13 protein-coding genes are annotated in these 19545 nt (G+C 59.8%); 2 read left to right on the forward strand and 11 right to left on the reverse strand.

Annotated elements, in window-relative coordinates:
* Positions 1-95: 95 nt before the first annotated feature.
* The 11 genes from AC0QKW_RS07425 to AC0QKW_RS07475 all read right to left on the reverse strand — a co-directional run bounded on the left by AC0QKW_RS07425 (position 96) and on the right by AC0QKW_RS07475 (position 15762).
* Positions 96-1802, reverse strand: coding sequence for a mechanosensitive ion channel family protein (locus AC0QKW_RS07425; RefSeq protein WP_473150425.1), 1707 nt, complete (start codon positions 1800-1802; stop codon positions 96-98).
* 28 nt (positions 1803-1830) lie between these two features.
* Positions 1831-2598 carry a hypothetical protein gene (locus AC0QKW_RS07430; RefSeq protein WP_473150426.1) on the reverse strand — a complete coding sequence of 256 codons (768 nt, stop codon included), beginning with the start codon at positions 2596-2598 and terminating at the stop codon, positions 1831-1833.
* A gap of 59 nt (positions 2599-2657) precedes the next feature.
* Positions 2658-3266 carry a histidine phosphatase family protein gene (locus AC0QKW_RS07435; RefSeq protein WP_473150427.1) on the reverse strand — a complete coding sequence of 203 codons (609 nt, stop codon included), beginning with the start codon at positions 3264-3266 and terminating at the stop codon, positions 2658-2660.
* A gap of 36 nt (positions 3267-3302) precedes the next feature.
* A complete protein-coding gene (locus AC0QKW_RS07440; protein ID WP_473150428.1) occupies positions 3303-5945 on the reverse strand; it encodes an MGH1-like glycoside hydrolase domain-containing protein in 2643 nt (880 codons plus the stop codon).
* A 220-nt stretch (positions 5946-6165) separates the two neighbouring features.
* Positions 6166-6945 carry a glucose 1-dehydrogenase gene (locus AC0QKW_RS07445; protein ID WP_473150429.1) on the reverse strand — a complete coding sequence of 260 codons (780 nt, stop codon included), beginning with the start codon at positions 6943-6945 and terminating at the stop codon, positions 6166-6168.
* 67 nt (positions 6946-7012) lie between these two features.
* Positions 7013-9052 (reverse strand): amylo-alpha-1,6-glucosidase, encoded by a 2040-nt coding sequence (locus AC0QKW_RS07450; RefSeq protein ID WP_473150430.1) that lies wholly within the window; start codon positions 9050-9052, stop codon positions 7013-7015.
* A 148-nt stretch (positions 9053-9200) separates the two neighbouring features.
* Complete coding sequence (locus AC0QKW_RS07455; protein ID WP_473150431.1) at positions 9201-10172, reverse strand: glycyl-radical enzyme activating protein; 972 nt, start codon at positions 10170-10172, stop codon at positions 9201-9203.
* A gap of 12 nt (positions 10173-10184) precedes the next feature.
* Entirely contained in the window at positions 10185-11336 is a 1152-nt protein-coding gene (locus AC0QKW_RS07460) for a 6-phosphofructokinase (RefSeq protein WP_473150432.1), read from the reverse strand.
* A gap of 52 nt (positions 11337-11388) precedes the next feature.
* On the reverse strand, positions 11389-12207 hold the full coding sequence (locus AC0QKW_RS07465; protein ID WP_473150433.1) for an SDR family NAD(P)-dependent oxidoreductase: 819 nt from the start codon (positions 12205-12207) through the stop codon (positions 11389-11391).
* Positions 12208-12498: 291 nt separating this feature from the next.
* A complete protein-coding gene (locus AC0QKW_RS07470) occupies positions 12499-14994 on the reverse strand; it encodes a glycyl radical protein (RefSeq protein WP_473150434.1) in 2496 nt (831 codons plus the stop codon).
* A 45-nt stretch (positions 14995-15039) separates the two neighbouring features.
* Positions 15040-15762 (reverse strand): carboxymuconolactone decarboxylase family protein, encoded by a 723-nt coding sequence (locus tag AC0QKW_RS07475; RefSeq protein ID WP_473150435.1) that lies wholly within the window; start codon positions 15760-15762, stop codon positions 15040-15042.
* Positions 15763-16794: 1032 nt separating this feature from the next.
* Here AC0QKW_RS07475 and AC0QKW_RS07480 point away from each other — a divergent pair.
* Both AC0QKW_RS07480 and AC0QKW_RS07485 read left to right on the forward strand, forming a co-directional pair.
* Positions 16795-17841, forward strand: coding sequence for an AraC family transcriptional regulator (locus AC0QKW_RS07480; RefSeq protein ID WP_473150436.1), 1047 nt, complete (start codon positions 16795-16797; stop codon positions 17839-17841).
* Between the two features lie 35 nt (positions 17842-17876).
* Entirely contained in the window at positions 17877-19295 is a 1419-nt protein-coding gene (locus AC0QKW_RS07485; RefSeq protein WP_473150437.1) for an MFS transporter, read from the forward strand.
* Positions 19296-19545 lie beyond the last annotated feature (250 nt).

Genomic DNA, 19545 nt, shown 5'->3' on the forward strand with positions numbered 1-19545 from the left:
GGCGGAGCCGCGTCCAGGGCGCGATACCCCCGTCCGGCAGCGCCCCGATGGAGATGACGGGCATTGTCCACGGCGCCTGAATCATGCAGGTTGGGTCAGGCTTGGGGGCGATCGCGAATTTCGCGCTGGGGAATGGCGAGCTTGATGCCGTGGGCTTTGAAGGCTTGATGGAGGCGCAGGCGATATTCGCGGGTGATGCCCATTTGCTTGCCGGGGCGGGTGCGGGTGCGAATTTTTAGCAAAATGCCCTGGGGATCCACCTGATCGACCCCCAGAATGTCGGGCTGGTCGATCAGCTTGGTGGCCCAGTCGGGGGAGGCCTGCATGGCGTCAAACACCGATCGCATAACCGCTAGGGCCTGGTTGAGGTCGGTGTCGTGATCGACCCCAATGGTGAAATCCATCCGGGCCCAGTCGCGGCAGTGGTTGGCTACAGCCGTAATATCGCCGTTGCGCAGAGTCACCAGGCTGCCGGACGAACTGCGAATTTGGGTGATGGACAGCCCCATGGTTTCGACCATGCCAAACAGGTCTTTGATCGTCACCAGATCGCCAGTCACGTAGGCATCTTTGGCCAGCAGGAGCAGGCCGGCCAGGGCGTCTTTGATGGCCGACTGAAAGGCCAGGGAGACCAGCACCCCCAGCACCCCCAGGCGCAGGGTCAGCGTCCAACCGGAGGACAGGGTGAGTAAACTGAAGGCTAACGCGACCCCCAAGACCACCCACAGCGCAGTAAAGAGGCTTTTCCAGACCGCGGAAAGGGTGATCGCCCGTCGCTGCTGCCGCTCTAGCTGATCGGTGGAGAGGGTGTCGCTGGGGCTAAACCAGTGGGTGAGGGACCAGTCGATCGCCAAGCGACTGACCCAGGTGAGCAGGGCTATCCCCAGGCCCAGGCCCAGCAGCCCCAGGGGTTGCTTGACTAACAAAACCCCAATAGAACGGGTTTGGGGAAAGCGCTGTAGGATCCAGGCCAGGGCCACCAGACTAAAGCCCGCCATGGCGATTTGCAAAAAGCGTCTTTGCCAAGTGCGGCGTTCTAACCGCCGCTGCAGCCGAAACGCCTGCTGTTGCAGGTCGGCGATGGTCTCGCTGGGGCCTTCGCTGATGGGGGAGTGCAACTTGGTCAGCGTGGTTTGCTGGGCGCTAACCTGCTGGCGCAGGTGTTGCCGCGATCGCTGGAGCCACCGTTCGACCTGGTAGAGCAGGGCGATGAGGAAAACCGCGATCACCCCTCCCACCCCAGCGCGCTGCGCCTGGGACCACAGGGCATCCGGCTGCCGCTCGGCCATTCCCCGCACCAGCCCCGCCTGAATGCGCTGGGCAAACTCTTCCCCCAGGTCGGCCTGGGGGAGGCCGTAGATTTCCGAATCTGGCGCGGTGACGGTGAGCAGGGGGCGGCTGGGTTTGCCTGCCACCACGGGCTGCACGGTCACCTGCTGGTTGAGGATGGTGGTGATCACCTGCAAGTCGCTGGGGTCAATGTCCTGCTCTAGAAGCGTTTGCAGCTGAGACTGCAGGCGATTTTCGATCCGGTTGCGGCGAATTTGCAGGGCCGCCACGTTAGTGCGATCGCTATCCCCCTCGGTGAGGGGAGCCGCGATGGAGAAGAGCACGTAGCCGTCGAGCCGCACCGGGGCATAGGCAATTTCGCCATCGAACCCAAAGGATTTCCAGCCCAGGGGATCCGATGGTCCCTGGGCCCACCCGCCTTTGGCCCCGCAGGTCAGGAGCAGGCTGACCACGAGCAGCAGGCTGAGCACCAGGGGTTTGAGCTTAAAACTAGCGAGAGTAGTAGAGACCACAGAGAACGGTAGATGACACCTCACAGATCTAGTCACCCTCAATGGTGGGCAGTTGCTTTAACGCCGATACGGTGCCTCCGCCCAAGTGCCAGTTAGAGGTCATGCCGTTGCTAAAGAGTAAGCGCATTTCTAGGGTTTGGTTGGGTAGGGCTGCGATCGCATCCTTCACCGGCATCAGGTCTAAGCGGCTACCCCCCAGGCTGCAATCGATCGCAGGCACATAGGTCGAGCTTTGGTAGGGCGTGCTGTAGTAGTAGGGGTTCCAGAATGGGTCATTAAAGGTGGTGCTGTAGTAGTAGGTGGCCTGCTGGGCTGGCCTCACCTCGTACAAGGTCGAGTTGGTAGACACCGCTGGCTGATCCAGCTTGACCAGGGTTTCTCCGTCTAGCCGCAGTTCCACTTCGACCAGGTGGGCACCAGCCTGGGCGATCGCCTCATCCGGCAGGCAGTAGCGAATCGCCACCTGCAATAGGTCAATCTCTGGGGCATCAGCCCACAGGCTAAACACCCCAATTCGGTTATTGCTGGGCTGGTAGTCTTGGTCTTTGATGGCAAAGGCCTGCCCGGCGTTGGGGGTGGTAAGGGCAAAGACCTGGCTAAAGGGCGCTTCTCGAATGGCCGCCAGCACCGAAGGCGCGACCGGCAGCACCGTCTGCTGGACGTTGTCTTGGGCGTAGGTGGGCTGGGCAACGGTGGACAAGGGCGGCACCGCCAGCGCAGCGCCTGTTGACAGCAGCCCGATCGCCAGAAGGACACGGTGCGGACGCTTGAGCAAGTTTGACAGTGAGCGTTTCATAGGGATTTTGCCTCCAAAAAAATGGGTTTTGAATTCTTAGGGTTGAGTGGGGTAGTCATTCACAATTCGCAGGTCACATGGCGGGTATCATTCCACAGGCGAATGACGGGCTGAGACCAGCTGGTTTCGTAGCCCAGGGCGCTGAGACTGGCGGTGCTCAGCATAAAAGAGCGGGCGTTCACGGTGGGCTCAACGCCAATCCAGCGGCAGGCCAGCACCCGCATCAAATGCCCGCTAGAAAACACCAGCCCATTGCCCTCGCGAATACTCCGCAGGCGGGCAATCACCTGATCCGCCCGGTCGGCTACCTGCTGGGGCGACTCGCCCTGGGGGCAGCCATCGCGAAACAGCTGCCAGCCGGGGTGCTCCGCCCGAATCTCGCTGCCGTGCCGCTCTTCATAGTCGCCGTAGTTCCACTCCACCAGGTCGGCATCGACGTGGGCCACGGCCCCAAACCCCGCCAGTTGGCAGGTGCGCAGGGCTCGCTCGAGCGGGCTGGTATACACCTTGGTAAAGGGGATGCCCCGCAGGCGCTTGCCCAACTGCCGGGCCATCTGGTCGCCCCGTTCGGTCAGGGGCAGATCGGTGAGCCCGGTAAGCTGCCCGGTCAGACTCCAGGCGGTTTCGCCGTGGCGAGCCATGTAGATGATCGGAAAAGGGTCGTCCATAGTCCCTCCTGTCTCCCTAACTCAACACGTTCTCCCCTACTCCAAATGCTCCATCAGCCAGGCCACCACCCCCGTCCAGCCCGTCTGGTGCGACGCGCCAATGCCTGCGCCGTTGTCGCCGTGGAAGTATTCGTAGAACAAAATCAGGTCGCGCCAGTGGGGGTCGTTCTGGAACATTTCGGTGCCGCCGTAGACGGGGCGGTGGCCCGCTTCATCCTGGGTGAACAGGGCGACCAGGCGGCGGCTGAGGTCTTGCACCACTTCCTTGAGGGTCATCCAGTGGCCAGAGCCCGTGGGGCACTCGACCTTGAAGTCGTCACCCAAAAAGGTGTAGAACCGCAGCAGCGACTCGATGATCAGGTAGTTGACCGGGAACCAAATGGGGCCGCGCCAGTTGGAGTTGCCGCCGAATAGTCCGGTGGAGGACTCGGCGGGTTCGTAATCGACTCGGTGCTCCTGGCCATCCACCACCATGACAAAGGGGTGCTCGGCGTGGTGGCGGGAGATGGCGCGAATGCCGTAGTCGCTGAGAAACTCGTTTTCATCCAGCAGGCGAGCGAGGACGCAGCGCAGCTTTTCGGGGGTGAGCAGCGAGAGAATGCGGACCTCGTTTTCGCCGTGGGTGGCCACGTAGCCGATGTCTTCCACTAGGTGGGGTCGCTGCTCTAAAAACCAGATGGCCCGCCGCCGGAAGTTGGGCAGCCGATCCAGCGTGGCTTGGGGAATGAGGGCGACGGCGAACAGGGCAGCCAAACCCACCATCGATCGCACCTTGAGCTGAATTTGCTGGCCATCGGGCAGGTTGAGCACGTCGTAGTAAAACTGGTCGGTGTCGTCCCAGAGTTTGGTCGTGCCTTCCTCCAGGCCATTCATGGCGGCGGCAATGTAGATGAAGTGCTCAAAGAATTTGCTGGCAATGTCTTCGTACACCGGCTTTTCTAGGGCCAGTTCTAGCGCCACGGTGAGCAGGTTGAGGGCATACATGGCCATCCAGCTGGTGCCGTCGGACTGCTGGATGTAGCCCCCGGTGGGCAGGGGGCGGCTGCGGTCAAACACGCCGATGTTATCTAGCCCCAAAAACCCGCCCTGGAAGACGTTTTTGCCCGCCGCATCTTGGCGATTGACCCACCAGGTAAAGTTCAGCAGCAGCTTTTGAAACACCCGCTCCACAAAGTCCAGATCGCCCTGGCCGTAGAGCCGTTTTTCGATGCGGTAAACCCGAATCGCGGCCCAGGCGTGGACGGGCGGGTTGACATCATCGAAAGACCATTCGTAGGCGGGCAGCTGGCCGTTGGGGTGCATGTACCATTCCCGCGTCATGCGATCGAGCTGCTGTTTGGCAAAGTCGGGGTCGAGCATGGCCAGGGGCACCGCATGGAAGGCCAGATCCCAGGCGGCAAACCAGGGGTATTCCCACTTGTCGGGCATGGAAATAATGTCTTCGCAGTGCAGGTGCCGCCAGTTACTATTGCGCCCGTGCCGTCGCTGCTCAGGCGGTTTGGGTTGGCCAGGGTCGCCATCGAGCCAGCGATCGCCCACATAGTAGTAAAACTGCTTTGTCCAGAGCATTCCAGCAAAGGCCTGCCGCTGCACATTGCGCTGGTCAGCGGTGAGATTGGGGGCCGCGAGGCGATCATAAAATTCATCAGCCTCGGCTATGCGGGTGTGAAACATCGAGTCAAACTCAGGCCCAAAGGGCTGGGGCAGATCGGGGCGATCGCTCAGCCGCAGTCGAATCGTTTGGGTGGCCCCAGGGGCAATGTCCACCGCATAGTGGGCTGACACCTTAGTGCCCAATCGCCCCGGATTCACCGCGTCGGTCTGACTGTGAATGAGGTAATTGTGAATGCCATCTTTGACGTAGGGCGAGGCATTGGGCGACCCCCACAGCCGCTCGGCATTGGTTTCGTTTTCGGTGAAGAGCAGTTCACCGTTGCCCTCGCAGTAGAGCCAGCGATCGCCCAAGGTCGGATGCGCCGCCTCGATCACGCTGTACCCACCATCGGCCTGGCGCACTTTGAGCATGGGTTTGGTCGCCTGGGCGTCCCACGACCAGGTATTGCGAAACCAGAGGGTGGGCAGCAGATGCAGCGGGTGGGCCTCAGGGCCACGATTGGTGGCCGAAATTTGAATCAAAATATCGTCCGAGGAAGCTTTGGCATACTCCACCACCACATCAAAATAGCGGTTGTCGGAAAATACCCCGGTATCCAGCAGCTCAAACTCCGGTTGTAGGCGGCCTCTGCCACGATTTTCGGCGACCAATTGCCCGTAGGGGAAAGCCGCCTGGGGATATTTGTGGAGGTACTTCATGTAGGCATGGCTGGGGGTGCTGTCGAGGTAGAAGTAGTACTCTTTCACATCCTCGCCGTGGTTGCCTTCGGTGCCGGTCAGGCCAAACAGTCGCTCTTTTAGAATCGGGTCGTTGCCGTTCCACAGGGCCAGGGCAAAACACAACCGCTGGTGGTTGTCAGAAATTCCGGCAATGCCATCTTCGCCCCAGCGATAGGCATAGGAGCGGGATTTATCATGGGGAATAAAGTCCCAGGCTTCTCCTGTGGCGCTGTAGTCTTCGCGCACGGTGCCCCACTGGCGCTCGCTCAGGTATGGCCCCCAGCGCTTCCAATAGGCGGTGCGATCTCTGTCTTGGGCTAACCGAATTTCCTCTGCGGTGGTCATGGTTTTATCCCTAATTTTTTATGGAAAGCCTTTTATGGAAAGCTGTAGGGTGCATTTCGCCTAGGCGAGGCTGTCGCCAACGCGCAGCAATGCACCAATCAAAATGTTTCGGTACTAAACCGTAAATGCTTTAAATTTGGCGGTGCATTGCGGCTTAGGAATTTGGGGTGATTGTCAAAGGTTTCTTAGCCGCGAATGCACCCTACACCGCGAATGCACCCTACTGTTCGTGGTAATTCCAGAGCAAGCCGCCATCGATGACGAAGGTGCTGCCGGTGATGTAATCGGCTTCATCGGAGGCCAAAAAAGCCACCATATCGGCCACATCATGGGATTTGCCCAAGCGGTTGAGGGGGATATTTTGCAGCAGCGCCCCCAGCTTGGCGGGGTCGTTCAGCAGTTTGGCGTTGATCGGGGTTTCGATCGCCCCCGGAGCCACGTTGTTGATGGTGATGCCGTAGGGGCCAAGTTCCACCGCCAGGTTGCGGGCCATCATTTTCATACCGCCTTTGCTGAGGCAGTAGGGGGCAAAGTTGGGGAAGGGCAGCTCTTCATGGACGGAGCTGATGTTGATGATTTTGCCGGGGCGTTCGGTGGCCATCCAGTGTTTGACCGCCGCCTGGGCAGCAAAAAAGGCTCCCTTCAGGTTCACGGCCATCACCTGGTCGTAAGCGGCTTCGGTCACCTCCCAAAAGGGGGCGTGGCGCTCCATCCCCGCATTGTTGACCAGAATATCGAGCTGGCCAAAGTGGTCAATGCTGGCCTGCACCAGGGCGTTCACCTGGGCCACATCGCCGATATCGGCCCGAAAGACGAAGCCCTTGGAGCCCGACTCTTGGCCGATCCGTTCTACCTCTTGCAGGGTTTGATCGGCATCTTCGGGGTGGGAGCGGTAGTTGATGATGACGTTGGCTCCATCGGCGGCCAGGCGGAGTGCGATCGCCTGGCCAATGCCCAAACTGCTGCCGGTGACGAGGGCAACCTTTCCTGAAAGTTTCATGGGAATGATCTCCTTTAAGCATCGAATGTCTTGGGGGCCTGCGCTGGGGCCGTTGCCCCAGACAGTTTCACGGGGGGGCCGTGGCCTGCTCAATCAGGCACCAGGCCCGCAGCACTTCGGCCACAGTCCAGGCCTGGGCAAAGGTGCCGCGCGGCTCGTGGGGGGCGTCGCCATCAAAGATTTCGCTGAGGTTGCCGACGCAGCCGCTGAGCAGATGATCGGCCAGAGGGGCCAAAAAGCTCCGGGCCGTTGCGGGGTCGTGGTAGACCTGCAGGTGGGCCTGCACAAAGGGGCCAATCAGCCAGCCCCACACCGGCCCCTGGTGGTAATGGCTATCGCGCTGCACGGGGTCGCCGCCGTAGTGACCCGCATAGTCGGGGTGGTGGGGCGAGAGCGATCGCAACCCGTAGGAGGTCAGCAACGCCTGCGCCACCCGATCGACCACGGCTTTTTGGCGCTGATGGGAGAAGATGGGCGGATAGCCCTGGAGCGAGAGCTGGGGCCAGGCACTTGAACTAGGCAGCGCCACCGCAAAAATCTGGTTGGGCCGCAGGCTGGGGTCATCGCCATCGGGGCCGTCGATCACGTCGTAGCAGTAGCCCAGATGATCTGACCAAAACCGCTGCATCCCCTGGCGGGTCTGCTCGGCCAGGGCACGATAGTCGGCGCTGGGTTGGCCGAGGGCATCGGCAAACTGGGCCAGGGTGACCAGGGCGTTGTACCAGAGGGCATTAATTTCAATGGGTTTGCCAATGCGGGGAGTAATCACCCAATCGCCGATTTTGGCGTCCATCCAGGTGAGCTGCACCCCTGGCTCGCCAGCGTAGATCAGCCCGTCGTCGTCTAGGTGAATGTGGTAGCGAGTGCCCCGCTGGTGCCAGCGCACCACCTCCACCAGGGCAGGGAAAAGCTCCTTCAGCAGGGCCCGATCATGGGTGGCGGCCACGTACACCCGAATCGCCTCAAAGAACCAGAGGATGGCATCTACCGTGTTGTACTCCGGCTCCGTGCCCGCCTCCGGGAACAGGTTGGGCAGCATCCCCTGATCCAGATAGTGGGCGAAGGTGTGCAGAATGGGGCGGGCCAGGCTGGGGCGGCCCGTGGCCACGGTCAACCCCGGCAGGGCAATCATGGTGTCGCGGCCCCAGTCGCCAAACCAGGGATACCCGGCGATTACCGTCTTGCCGCTGGGTTCCCCCGCCCCAGGCCGGGCCACGACAAATTGGTCGGCGGCCAGCACCAGCTGCTCTACCCAGGGCGGGGCCGTGTGAGATGGGACGTGGGCGTACCAATCCTCAATGCAGCGGCGATCGTGGGCCTGCCGTCGCTCCAGGGCTCCATCCCACAGCAACGTGTCCGGCTCGGCGGTCGTCGCGATGACCGTGAAGGACTGCCCCACCGCCAGTTCCCCTGTAAAGGTGGCGCAGTGCAAATGGTCGTCGTGGGGGAAAATTCCCCGTTCCCGCTCCACCGCCAGGTCATAGCCCTGGTACCAGCCGTGGGCCGGGGTGCACAGGCCCGCATCCACCACCAGATAAAACGGGGTGGCCCCCTCAAAGGGGACGACTTTGACGCCAGCGTGTTGGCCATCGGCCAGGGGATTGATCTGCATTGCCCAGCCTGCGCCCTGGGTCGCCCCGTGGTGGTCGCGATAGTTGACCAGGGCCGTGGCCGATAGCCGCACCGGGCCACTGCCCCGCCTCAGGTGATAGCGAACGTAGGTGGTATTGGCCCATTGCTCCATCCAGATCTGCTTTTCCAGCAGGGCATCGCCCAGGGCATAGGTCCAGGTGGGAATGCTGCCCTCTAAGGCAAACCGCTCCAGGTAGCGATACCCCTGGGGGCTGACGCTGCCATCGGCCCAGCGGTTGGTGGCCAGGGAATAGGTTTCGCCGCCGTAGAGGGCGGTTTCATCCACCTTGGTGACCAGCAGGGTGCGCTCTAGCGGAGGCTTGAGCGCCGCTACCAGCAGTCCGTGGTAGTGCCGGGTGAGCAGCCCGGCCACGGTGCCACAGCCATAGCCGCCAATGCCATTGGTGACAAGCCATTCCCGCTGCTCGGCGGTGGCCAGGTGGCCGCAAATATCGCGTCCAAGGTGAAGCGTCATAGTCAGGAGATTTCGTAGAGAGTGGTTGTCAGGCCTTGTAGAGTGAATCGCTAGCCCAGCCCCTTGGCCTCACCCCCAGCCCCTCTCCCAGGGAGGAGAGGGGAGCTGGAAGTATTTTTCAAAGTCCCTCTCCCCCCGGGAGAGGGATTTAGGGTGAGGGCTGCCCCTGAACTGCGCCCTCGGTGCGGCCAAAGGCTTCGTCGATGATGGCTTGCAGGCGTTGTAACGACTCGGCGGTGGGGGAGTTGAAGTCTTTGAGTTCGTAGATGCGGCCCAGAAACTCGTACTTGCTTTCGCCGTAGCGGTGGTAGGGCAAGAGTTCGTAGTCGATGACGTTGGGATACTGGCGAATCAGGGCCAGCACCGAGCGGATGTGGGCTTCGTCGTCGTTGACGCCGGGAATCACCGGGGTGCGGGCGATGAATTGGGTATCAGGGAAGGTTTCGTAGGCGCGTTTGAAATTGGCCAAAATCTGTCGATTATCCACACCACACCACTGCTTGTGCCGATCGGGGTCGGTGAGCTTGTGGTCGTGGAGCACCAGATCGACGTGGGGCAGCACCTTTTCGACATTGGCCCAGGGCACGTTAAAGGCGGTTTCGATCGCGGTATTGAGGCCGCGCCGATGGGCCTCGGCCAGCAGGGCAGCGGCGAAGTCGGCTTGCAGTTGGCATTCGCCGCCGCTGAGGGTGATGCCGCCCCCCGACTCGCGGTAAAAGGTGCTGTCTTGCTCGACCTCGGCCAGCACTTCATCAACGGTCATTTCTTGGCCAAACATATAGAGGGCTCCGGTGGGGCAAACGTCGGCGCAGGCTTGGCCGCAGTCGCTAGCCAAATCCCAGTTGACGTGGACGCGATCGTCCTCCCCATCGACCACGTAGAAGGCTCCTTCGGCGCAGGGGGCTTTGAGGCAGAGGCCGCAGGCTTTGGCCCCAATGCACTGGCTGCGCTTGTAGACCAGCTCGGGCTTGAGGTGAATGCTTTCGGGATTGCTACACCACTTGCAGCGCAGGGAACAGCCCTTGAGAAACACCGTGGTGCGAATGCCGGGGCCATCGTGGGTGCAGAAGTGCTGAATGTTGAGAATCAGCCCGGTGGTCTGTGGTGATGAATGGGTCATGGTGGGTTCTCCCTAGCCTCCTAAACAGATGCCGAGCGATCGCGCAATCTGCACAAATTCACTGTCTGCGGGCACGGTGCGAATGTTGTTAATGGCCTGGGCCAGGGGCACCAGGGTGAGGTCGGGGGGCTGAAAGGCGACCATGACGCCGGTTTGCCCGGTATTCAAGGCCCGCACCGCCGCTGCCCCATAGCCCAGCCCCAGTTGACGATCGACCGCCGTTGGCGCACCGCCCTTCACCCAGGGGCCAACCACCAGGGGATAGGTTTCGTGGTCGGTGAGCCGCTGGAGCTGGCGAGCCACGGTGTCGGCCCCATAGCCCGATCGCTGGATCACGTAGGCCCCTGCGTCACCGCTGGCCAGGGGCGAGAGAGCGGCCTTGAGCCCAGAGGTTCGGGCTTCCTCAGCGGCGGCGGGTTCCGCAGAGACAGCCCCCTCGGCCACCACCACCAGGCCGTAGGTACCGCCCGCCTTGGCTTTGTCCTGGAGCTTGGTGGCCACCTTTTGCAAGTCGTAGGGAATTTCGGGAATCAGCACCGCATCGGCACAGACCGCCATGCCCGCTTGCAGAGCCAGCCACCCGGCCTGGGTGCCCAACACTTCCACTACAGCAATTTGGTGGGTGGCCTGGGCGGCCTGCTTGGCGCGATCGAGCATGGCCACCGTATCGCTGAGGGTGCTGTTAAAACCAAAGGCGAGGGCCGTGGCAGCCAGATCGTTTTCCGCCGATCGCGGAATGCAGACCGTCTTCAGCCCCTTACGGTGCAGCTTGTAGAGAATGCTGAGGCCCCGACCGCCCACCACCGACACCACCGCATCAATGCCCTCCTGGCGCAGGGCCTCCAGCAGCGCATCGGAGCGATCGACCTCCTCCACTAGGCTGTCGGCGGTGATGGTGCGCACGTGGAAGGGGTCGCTGCCCCCGGCGGTGCCTAGCAGCGCCCCCGCCGGGTCGATGGCTTCAATCTGTTGGGGCGACAGGGGCATCAGGCCGCCATCGGGGTAGCGATCGCGAAACAGCAGCCCCTCAAAGCCATCGCGAATGCCCACCACCTGCCAGCCCAGTTTGTGGGCCGCCAGCACCGCCCCGATAATCACCGTGTTCAGTCCGGGCACGTAGCCCGCCCCCACGTTGATGGCAATCCGTTTGATTGGCGTAGTCATAGTGCTGCATCCTCCGATGCGTGCTGTCTAAGGCGTAGGGATAGCGAAAGAGCTAGGGATGAGTGGCCTGCATATCGGCCATGCGCTGGCGAATTACCGCGCGCAGGTCTTCCCCAAACCCGGTAAGCACGCCGCCATCGACGGCTAGGGTTTGCCCCGTAATCATGTCGGCGCGATCGCTAGCCAAAAACACCGTGGCGTTACCAATGTCCTCGATGGTGCACCAGCGCCCCAGGGGAATCAGGCGCTTGGTGGTCATCTCCCGGTATTCGGGGGTGGTGCCTTGTTCTGCCAGCGGGGTCAGCACCGCACCGGGGGCAATGGCGTTGACGTTGATGCGGCTATCGGCCAGTTCCCAGGCCAGGTGATTGGTGAGGCCCATGACCGCATACTTAGACGCGGTGTAGTTCGCGCCGCCAAAAAAGGTCATCCGCACCCCGGCCACCGAGGAAATATTGACGATTTTGCCCTTGCCCTGGGCCATCATTTGGGGAATCACCGCCTTGCAGCAGAAAAAGACCCCCTTGGTGTTCACCGCCATCACCCGATCCCAGGTCTCTTCGCTAATATCCTTCAGCAGGGTAGGCGCACTTTCAATGCCCGCATTGTTGATGAGAATATCTACTCGGCCCAACTGCTTGACGGTTTCGGCCACTAGGGCGATAACTTGATCTTCCTTGGCCACATCCGCCGCAATGGCAATGGCCGTTCCCCCCATCGCGCGAATTTTCTCCACTGTCTCCAGGCAGTCTTTCTCCTTGCGCGAGTTGATCACCACACTGGCCCCTTCCTTGGCCATCGCCACGGCGATGCCTTCACCAATGCCGCGAGCCGATCCGGTGACGATAGCGGTTTTACCTTGCAGTTCCATGGGGTTCTCCTTGAGAAAAGTTTTGAAGGTTGAATGTTGACCTGTCTGGCTGACGCAATAAAGCTTTGATATCTCGTAGGTTGGGTGCAGCGAAGCGGAACCCAACACCAGCGAAAGCTTTAAGGCTTGTTGGGTTCTGCTGTCGCGCCACCCAACCTACATTGGCTTTCCGGCTCCCCTCTCCTCCCTGGGAGAGGGGCTGGGGGTGAGGGCTCAGACTCCCGCCAGCACAGTCATCAGGGTGTTGATCAACTCAGTGCTAAGCAGGACTCCACACCAGGTCATGGCCGATTAAACCGACTCCTCCGTGCGGGCGATGATCTCGGCCTGCTGCATCGGCGATAGATCGACGAAGTAGGCCGAATATCCGGCAATTCGCACGATCAGGTTGCGGTATTTTTCGGGGTCTTTTTGGGCCGCCAGCAGGGTGGCTTTGTTGACTACGTTGAACTGCACGTGCCAGTGCTTCAGCTCGCTCCAGGTGCGAATAATCTGCATCAGGCGGCGGGTGCCCTCTTCTCCGGCGATGTTGGCCGGGGAGAACTTGAGGTTGATCAAGTCGCCACCCTTTTCTCGATAGCTGAGGTTACGCGCCCGCGCCATGGAGGTCAGCGCCACCGTCGGCCCCTTCACATCCATGCCGTGGGAGGCTGAGATGCCCTCGGACAGGTATTCCCCCGCCGGACGACCGTTGGGCGTAGCCCAGGTCACTTTGCCCATGGGCACATGGAAGGTGACGGGGATTTGCCGTAGCAGGAAGCCCTGATCGTGGGGTTTGGGATGCTGGTGCAGGTACTCCAACAGGACGCTTTCGATGTCAAAGCCAATCTGATCAACCCAGTCGATGCCGTTGCCGTGTTTGGGGGAGTGCAAACACAGTTGCCGCGTTACTTCGTGGCCCTCCCAGTTGGCTTCGATGGCCGTTAGCAGTTCATCCCAGGTCAGCCGTTGGGTGTCGTAGATCAGGTGCTTGACAGCAGCGAGGCTATCAATGGCCGTGGCTTTGCCAATCGCCTCAAAGCAGGAATGGTCGATGCCGCCCGCCATGTAGTCGCCATGGGTGTGTAGGTCGCGGCAGTGCTCCATCGCCAGATCGTGCAGCATGGAGGTGGCCGGGGCGGCGAAGCAGTTGGGCTTCACCCGCAGGGCCACGTGCTGCTGAATGAGGGCGTGGCGGGCGGCATGGGTCAACTGGGTGCAAAAGGCCTTCCACACATCGTCAAAGCTGGCCCAGGTGCGGGGGTCGCCCGTTTCCACCCCAAACGTCAAATCCTTCAGCACCTTGAGCTTGCCATTGCGGAAGGTCATTTCTACAATCGAGCCGTAGTTGATGCCGCCATTACCCGTCACGTTGGTTTCGCGGTTGATCAGGCGGTTTTCGCAACAGCCCGAAATGTTCCAGTCCAGGGCTTCCTTCAGCGTGGCCCCGTTGGCCAAATAGAAGGGCACCACCATCTCATCATTGAGCAGTTTGGGGAAGCCCTTGCCATCCTTGACCACCTCGGCGATGAAGTGCAGCAGGCGATCGGGGGTGTTGGCGTGGATGCGCACGCAGGGTTCCGGGACGGGAATTTGCAGGGCTCGCGTCGATTCCAAAATCAGATAGGTCAGCTCATTGGTGGCATCCTGGCCGTCGGGGGTTTGCCCGCCCAGGCAAATATCCTCAAACTTAGAAAAGCCCTCGGTGCCCGCCGCCGAAACCGGATTCAGCTTCAGTTCCACGCACTGCGCCATCTGAATCCAAACGCACTGAAACAGCTCCGTGGCCGAGGCTTCCGTAATACGACCCGCCGCCAAATCGGCCCGATAGTAGGGCAGCAGGTATTGATCCATCCGGCCCTGGCCCATGGCGCTGCTGGTCTGCTCGATGCGGTTAAACATCTGCCCCCACCACTCGGCTTGCAGGGCTTCGTGGAAGGTGCGGGCTGGGTTTTCGGGCACCCAGTGGCAAACCTCGGCAATGGTTTCTAGCTCCTGCTTGCGCTGGGGATTGGCCTCAGTAGCCGCCATTTCGCGAGCCAGTTGGGCATACCGCCGCGACCAAATGGTCATGGCATCGCAGGTGATGATCACCGCTTCCAAAAAGGGCTGCTTGTAGATGACATCACGAGGCTCGGTGAGGGCATCAAGCTTGGCCTGGGCCTCTTCGCGAATCCCCTTCACCCCACGGGTGAGAATTTTGTTGAAGTCGGGCGTCCAGTTTTGGGAGTGCCGCATGGTGGAACTCACCAGCACCACACAGGTCGGATAGAGCAAATTTTTGGGATCTGGCCCGTAGACCATATAGCGGGTCTCTTCCGGCAGCGCATCGTGATAAACCGAGGCGTAATCCTTCCCGGCCCAGTAGGGAGTGAGCACGTTGTTGATGAGGTCGGCATCTTCGTCGGTGACGACAACTTCGCCCACCTTGCCCTTGTTCTCGCGAAATAGTTTCACCCCGTCGGGCATAATCACGCCATCCAATTCGGGATAGACAATGCCCCAGCGCCCCAGCCAGGTGTTGGGCCGACCGACAATCAGCTCATCGTCAAAAATGGCGATCGCCGCGTTTTCAGCGTAGTGCTTGAGGGCCTTGGCCCAGCGCACCACCACCGGCTGATTCTCGGTTTGCTTGAAAGATTGGGTAAACAAGACCGCCCGATCCAGCGCCACCCGAGGTGGCCCATAGGCGCGAATGGCCTCGTACATGCGGAGCACGCGATCGCTCACAGTGTCATACAGCGCCGTTTTGCCCTCGGCAATGGCCCGTTCTTGCGCGGTCAGAATAGGCGTGGTTGTAGCCGTCATAGCGTGTTCTCCCATGCATTCCAAAAATCTTTAAATTCAAAAACTTTAAGCGGACTGCCGCTGTTCAAACGCCGCCAGTTCCTCCGCTAAAATTGGCACTCCCAAACGGCAGGCTTCGCGACCAAAGGACACACAGACCTTCAGGACTTCCATGATTTCCTCCATCGTGGTGCCCAGGGCCAGGGCCGCTTTAATGTGCCGCCGAGTGCCAGGGGCATACATGTGGGTAATCGAGGCATCAAAGGCAATGCTGAGCAGTTCCACGACTTTAGGGCTGAGCACTGGACTGGCATAAATGCCAACCCCCGCTGCCATAAATTGATCCGTCCAGAGCGGGTCAAGGTCGTAAAAGGGGTCCCAGGCCGTATTCCATTGACCCATCGCCTTCATTTGGTCGCAGGCGGGCGTATCGGCAACCTTGGCCGTCGGCGTTACCCCCGCCGCCTGGGCCTCCTCCAGCAGGATAGGTGCCCCCAAACTACAGGAATGAATCGACAGCAACGCGGCCATTTTCAGCACCATCAAAATCTCATCGCGGCTGGCCCCAGCCTCCAGGGCAGCCCGAATATGATGGCGGGTGGCATCGGCTTGTAAATTAGTGCAGGCAGTGTTTAAGCCAATGCAAATTAATTCAATAGTTTTGTGTTCTAAAATTCCATTCTTCCAGGGATTAGCAGCCATTTTTGCCTGATTTTCAGCCCAGATAATATCCCAAGCTTGCAGCTGCTCTATCGCCAAATGAGCGACATCCACGGTTGGCTTCGGCATAGGTGACTCCCTGGTGAAACACCTCTAGAGAACTATTGCTATTGTTAATCCTGGTCTTCTTTGGCGCTTATCTTTTGGCGACAGACTGGTAAACATATATTTTCAGAACAGCTTTTAGAGCGACAAAACCAGAGACTTTAAGCTCTTCTAATTCTTAGGAAAAAATGAAATTTTCTGGCTTATGAATAACTTGCAAAAAATTTCATGCGGTGAGGTGCATTGCGAGGATCCCCCTGATCTTCTGATCAAGGGGGGCAGAGTGAAACTTAGATGGAGAGGAACTGGGAGGCTTTAAAATTAAGCCAATCGGTATCCTACGTAACTGTAAACCACTATTTTTTAGTCTGATATTGGCTCAATTCTGGCCATTCTGCCGTTTTTAATATTGCGTAGTTAAGAAAGGTGTACTGAAGGGTGCCTGAAATCCATTGACCTCGTTTGTAGTGCGAGGGATGCCGGCAGCGCCTCGGTTGCCGGACTCATCTCTGCTGTGGTTGGGTGCAGCGCATCATCTCCAGAGGAGAACCTCAACGCTCGCTAGGGATTGGGGATTTGCTAAGTTCTGCCAGCGCGCCACCCAACCTCTGATATATCCAGGATTTTCGAGGTAAGCTATGTCTGAAGAGGGGTGCAAAACAGACCTAAATAATCTAGGCGGCTATAGATTTATCGGCCTCGTGGCGAGCCGCCTACCTTCTGCCTTCCTAGGCGAGGGTTCGAGAAGCCCGGCACCGAGTCTTGATGGGGCCAGGGGGCTGGGGTCTAGACGTGCAGCTGCTGGGTGTATCCCACTTCTGCACGTCTAGACCCCAGCTACTGCTCAGCGAGGGGAAACTCTGGATTTTTTGTCAGCCCTATCTATAGGAGGTGTCTACCGATGAAAACCCACTGTTTCTAAGCATGAAAGCAAAGCCTCAGGAGCTTTGGCCCCACAAAAATCGGCAAATGACAATTCATTGAAACATTCTTTAAAAAAATTGCGATCGCAAGCCCGACCGGGTCTAGCGAAACCCTTTAAAAACCTGTTTTCCTATGCAGACTATCCCCCTGGTTCGAGCTGGCGTAATTTTGCCCATTGTAGCGTTCTTAGATAAAGTCGGTGCCCCTACAGACCAGCTACTGCGTCAGGCTCAGTTGCCCATTCTCAACCCAGGCAATCCAGGCCAGTTAATATCCCTGTATCACAGCTTTAACTTTCTAGAAAATGCGGCCCAGCTGACCAACCGTCCCCTTTTGGGTCTTTTGGTCAGTCAGCAGGTGGAGATTGGTGAGTTAGGCCCCTTGGCCCAGAAGCTACTGCAATCGGTGACGCTCTACGAGGTGCTGACCACCCTGGCCCAGATGCTCACCACCCACAATTCTGGAGCGCGGGCCTGGCTCACCCATGCCGATGGCCTGGTGTGGATCAACCATCAATTTATCAACTCCGCGAAGATTGAAAACCAGCAGTCGCAGTACTATGCCTGCTGCCTCTACCTCAAGGTGATTCAGCTGGCGACAGGCCCCCAGTGGCAGCCCGCCGAGGTGCATATTCAAGCCGACCCGCTGCCCGGTGCCGCGGATCATGAGCTATTGGCCAAGGTGCGCCTGCGCTTTAGCCAGCCCCACAATGCGATCGGCTTTTCGAGCCGTCTGCTCAGTCTGCCGCTGCGACCCACCGGTGAGCCCCTGGGGTGGCAGCAGGAATTTGAACTGAACCAGATGCTAGCCGCGACCGCCCCAGCTCCAGACCTCGCCGGTTCTCTGCGCCAGCTAATTTGTTCGCTCCTGGGGCAGGGGGATATCAGCATTGAGGTTGCCGCCGCCGCCGCTGGCACCAGTCCCCGCAGTTTTCAGCGCCACCTGGCCGCCGCCGGGCTCAACTATTCGCAATTTGTCGAGACGGTGCGCTACGAGCTGGCGTCTCAGTGGCTGCTCAATCCGACTCGGTCAATTACCGAGATTGCCTACGACCTGGGCTATACCAATATGGCCAATTTTACGCGGGCGTTTAAGCGCTGGACGGGCATGCCCCCGAGCCAGTTTCGGACCACTGGGCTGGCGGAAGCCGATCAGCCAGCCTGTTTGTTTTCGGCTTAAGGTGTTCCGTTTTGACCAGATAGTTGAGTGAACCGATGGTGTCTTCTTGCCAGTTATCTCCCCCTGCCGATCGGTTGTCTCGCCGCACCAAGTTGGCCTATGGCGTGGGGGAGGTGGCAAGGGCCGTTATTCAAAATATTCGCGTCGTTTTTTTACTCTATTTTTTGACCAATGTGGCGGGGCTCAATGCGGCGTTGGCCGGTGCGGTGCTGCTGATTGGCCGCGTTTGGGACGGGGTGAATGATCCGCTGGTGGGCTGGCTGAGCGATCGCACCCAGTCTCGCTTTGGCAAACGCTATCCCTGGATGGTCGCCGGGGCCATTCCCCTGGGGCTGTTGACGGTTTTGCAGTGGGTGGTGCCCCAGTTTGCGGCCGACGATCCTCGCCAGCAGCTCTATCTGTTTGGCTACTACACCCTCATTACCTTGCTGTTCGACGCGGCCCTGACGGCGGTCATGGTCCCGTTTTCGGCCCTGGTGCCCGACCTGGCTCAGGAGTACGACGAGCGTACCAGCTTAGTCAGTTTTCAGGTTAGCTTTTCGATTGTGGGCGGCATTGGCATTTTGCTGCTGGCGCAGATAATTTTTGCCCGAGTGCCCAGCCCCGCCCAGCAGTATTTGCTGTTGGGAGCCATCTGTGGGGCGATCGCCGTTGCTGCCATTTGGCTAAGCGTCTGGGGCACCTACGGCAAAACCCGTTCTCTCCAGCCCGGCCCGCCGCCCGCTGCCACTCCCCCTGCCCCGTCACTCTGGAGGCAGGTGGTCGCCGTTTTTCGGCAGCCTGAGTTTCAGTTGGTCACCGGTATCTATGTGCTGGCCTGGGTGTCTGTGCAAGGGCTGGTGGCAATTTTGCCCTACTTCATCCAAAGCTGGATGCAGCTCCCGGTGCAGCACGTGACGCAAATGGTGATTGCCATGCAGGTGACGGCGTTGGTGAGTTTGCCCCTGTGGTGCCGGCTCAGTCAGCGGGTGGGCAAACGGGGGGTCTTACTGTGGGGCTTGCCTGTGGCGATCGCTAGCGAGCTGGGGCTAGCGCTGCTGCACCCAGGGGCGGTGGGGCTGATGTACGGCTGTGCGATCGGCATTGGCCTGGGGCTGTCTACGGTTTACCTGATGCCCATGGCGATGCTGCCCGATGTGATCGACCTCGACGAGATGCGCCATGGGCAACGGCGAGAGGGGCTACTGTATTCGCTCATGCTGCAAATGCAGAAATTTGGCTTGGGGCTTGCCCTCTTTCTGCTCAGCCAGGGGTTGAACTGGGGCGGGTTAATGTCTACCGCAGGCGACCAGCCCGCCCCTGGGCAGCCCCCTTCGTTGCTGTTGACGATTCGGGTAGAGACAGGGATTCTCCCGGCGTTAGCGATGGCCCTGGCCCTGGGGCTGGCCTGGTACTACCCGATTACCCAGTCTCAACACCAATCTATTTGTCTACAGCTGCACGAGAAAAAATAGGGCAGCGCAGATATCGGCCATCCCGTAACGCCCGCTGCGCTACCCGCAACTCCAAACTCGCCGAGGGCAATCCTGCCGAGTAGTGGTGCCACCGCGCCAAAAGCTGTTCCCTCGAATTCGCCTTTGGCGGTTTCAGGACACCTACCCTTTACTACCTGAGTTCGACAGCTAAAAAGCGGCTTGTGGCAGGGCTTTAAGCTCATAGTCAGGGATGCCTAACGAGGGCTTATCGGGGTGGTAGGAATAGGCG

Source organism: Pseudanabaena sp. PCC 9330, from assembly GCF_055795045.1.

What these genes read in the sequence shown, in the direction of transcription:
- AC0QKW_RS07430 (WP_473150426.1), bottom strand. Translation starts at nt 2,598, where the DNA reads ATGAAACGCTCACTGTCAAACTTGCTCAAGCGTCCGCACCGTGTCCTT.
- AC0QKW_RS07435 (WP_473150427.1), bottom strand. Translation starts at nt 3,266, where the DNA reads ATGGACGACCCTTTTCCGATCATCTACATGGCTCGCCACGGCGAAACC.
- AC0QKW_RS07440 (WP_473150428.1), bottom strand. Translation starts at nt 5,945, where the DNA reads ATGACCACCGCAGAGGAAATTCGGTTAGCCCAAGACAGAGATCGCACC.
- AC0QKW_RS07445 (WP_473150429.1), bottom strand. Translation starts at nt 6,945, where the DNA reads ATGAAACTTTCAGGAAAGGTTGCCCTCGTCACCGGCAGCAGTTTGGGC.
- AC0QKW_RS07450 (WP_473150430.1), bottom strand. Translation starts at nt 9,052, where the DNA reads ATGACGCTTCACCTTGGACGCGATATTTGCGGCCACCTGGCCACCGCC.
- AC0QKW_RS07455 (WP_473150431.1), bottom strand. Translation starts at nt 10,172, where the DNA reads ATGACCCATTCATCACCACAGACCACCGGGCTGATTCTCAACATTCAG.
- AC0QKW_RS07460 (WP_473150432.1), bottom strand. Translation starts at nt 11,336, where the DNA reads ATGACTACGCCAATCAAACGGATTGCCATCAACGTGGGGGCGGGCTAC.
- AC0QKW_RS07465 (WP_473150433.1), bottom strand. Translation starts at nt 12,207, where the DNA reads ATGGAACTGCAAGGTAAAACCGCTATCGTCACCGGATCGGCTCGCGGC.
- AC0QKW_RS07470 (WP_473150434.1), bottom strand. Translation starts at nt 14,994, where the DNA reads ATGACGGCTACAACCACGCCTATTCTGACCGCGCAAGAACGGGCCATT.
- AC0QKW_RS07475 (WP_473150435.1), bottom strand. Translation starts at nt 15,762, where the DNA reads ATGCCGAAGCCAACCGTGGATGTCGCTCATTTGGCGATAGAGCAGCTG.
- AC0QKW_RS07480 (WP_473150436.1), top strand. Translation starts at nt 16,795, where the DNA reads ATGCAGACTATCCCCCTGGTTCGAGCTGGCGTAATTTTGCCCATTGTA.
- AC0QKW_RS07485 (WP_473150437.1), top strand. Translation starts at nt 17,877, where the DNA reads ATGGTGTCTTCTTGCCAGTTATCTCCCCCTGCCGATCGGTTGTCTCGC.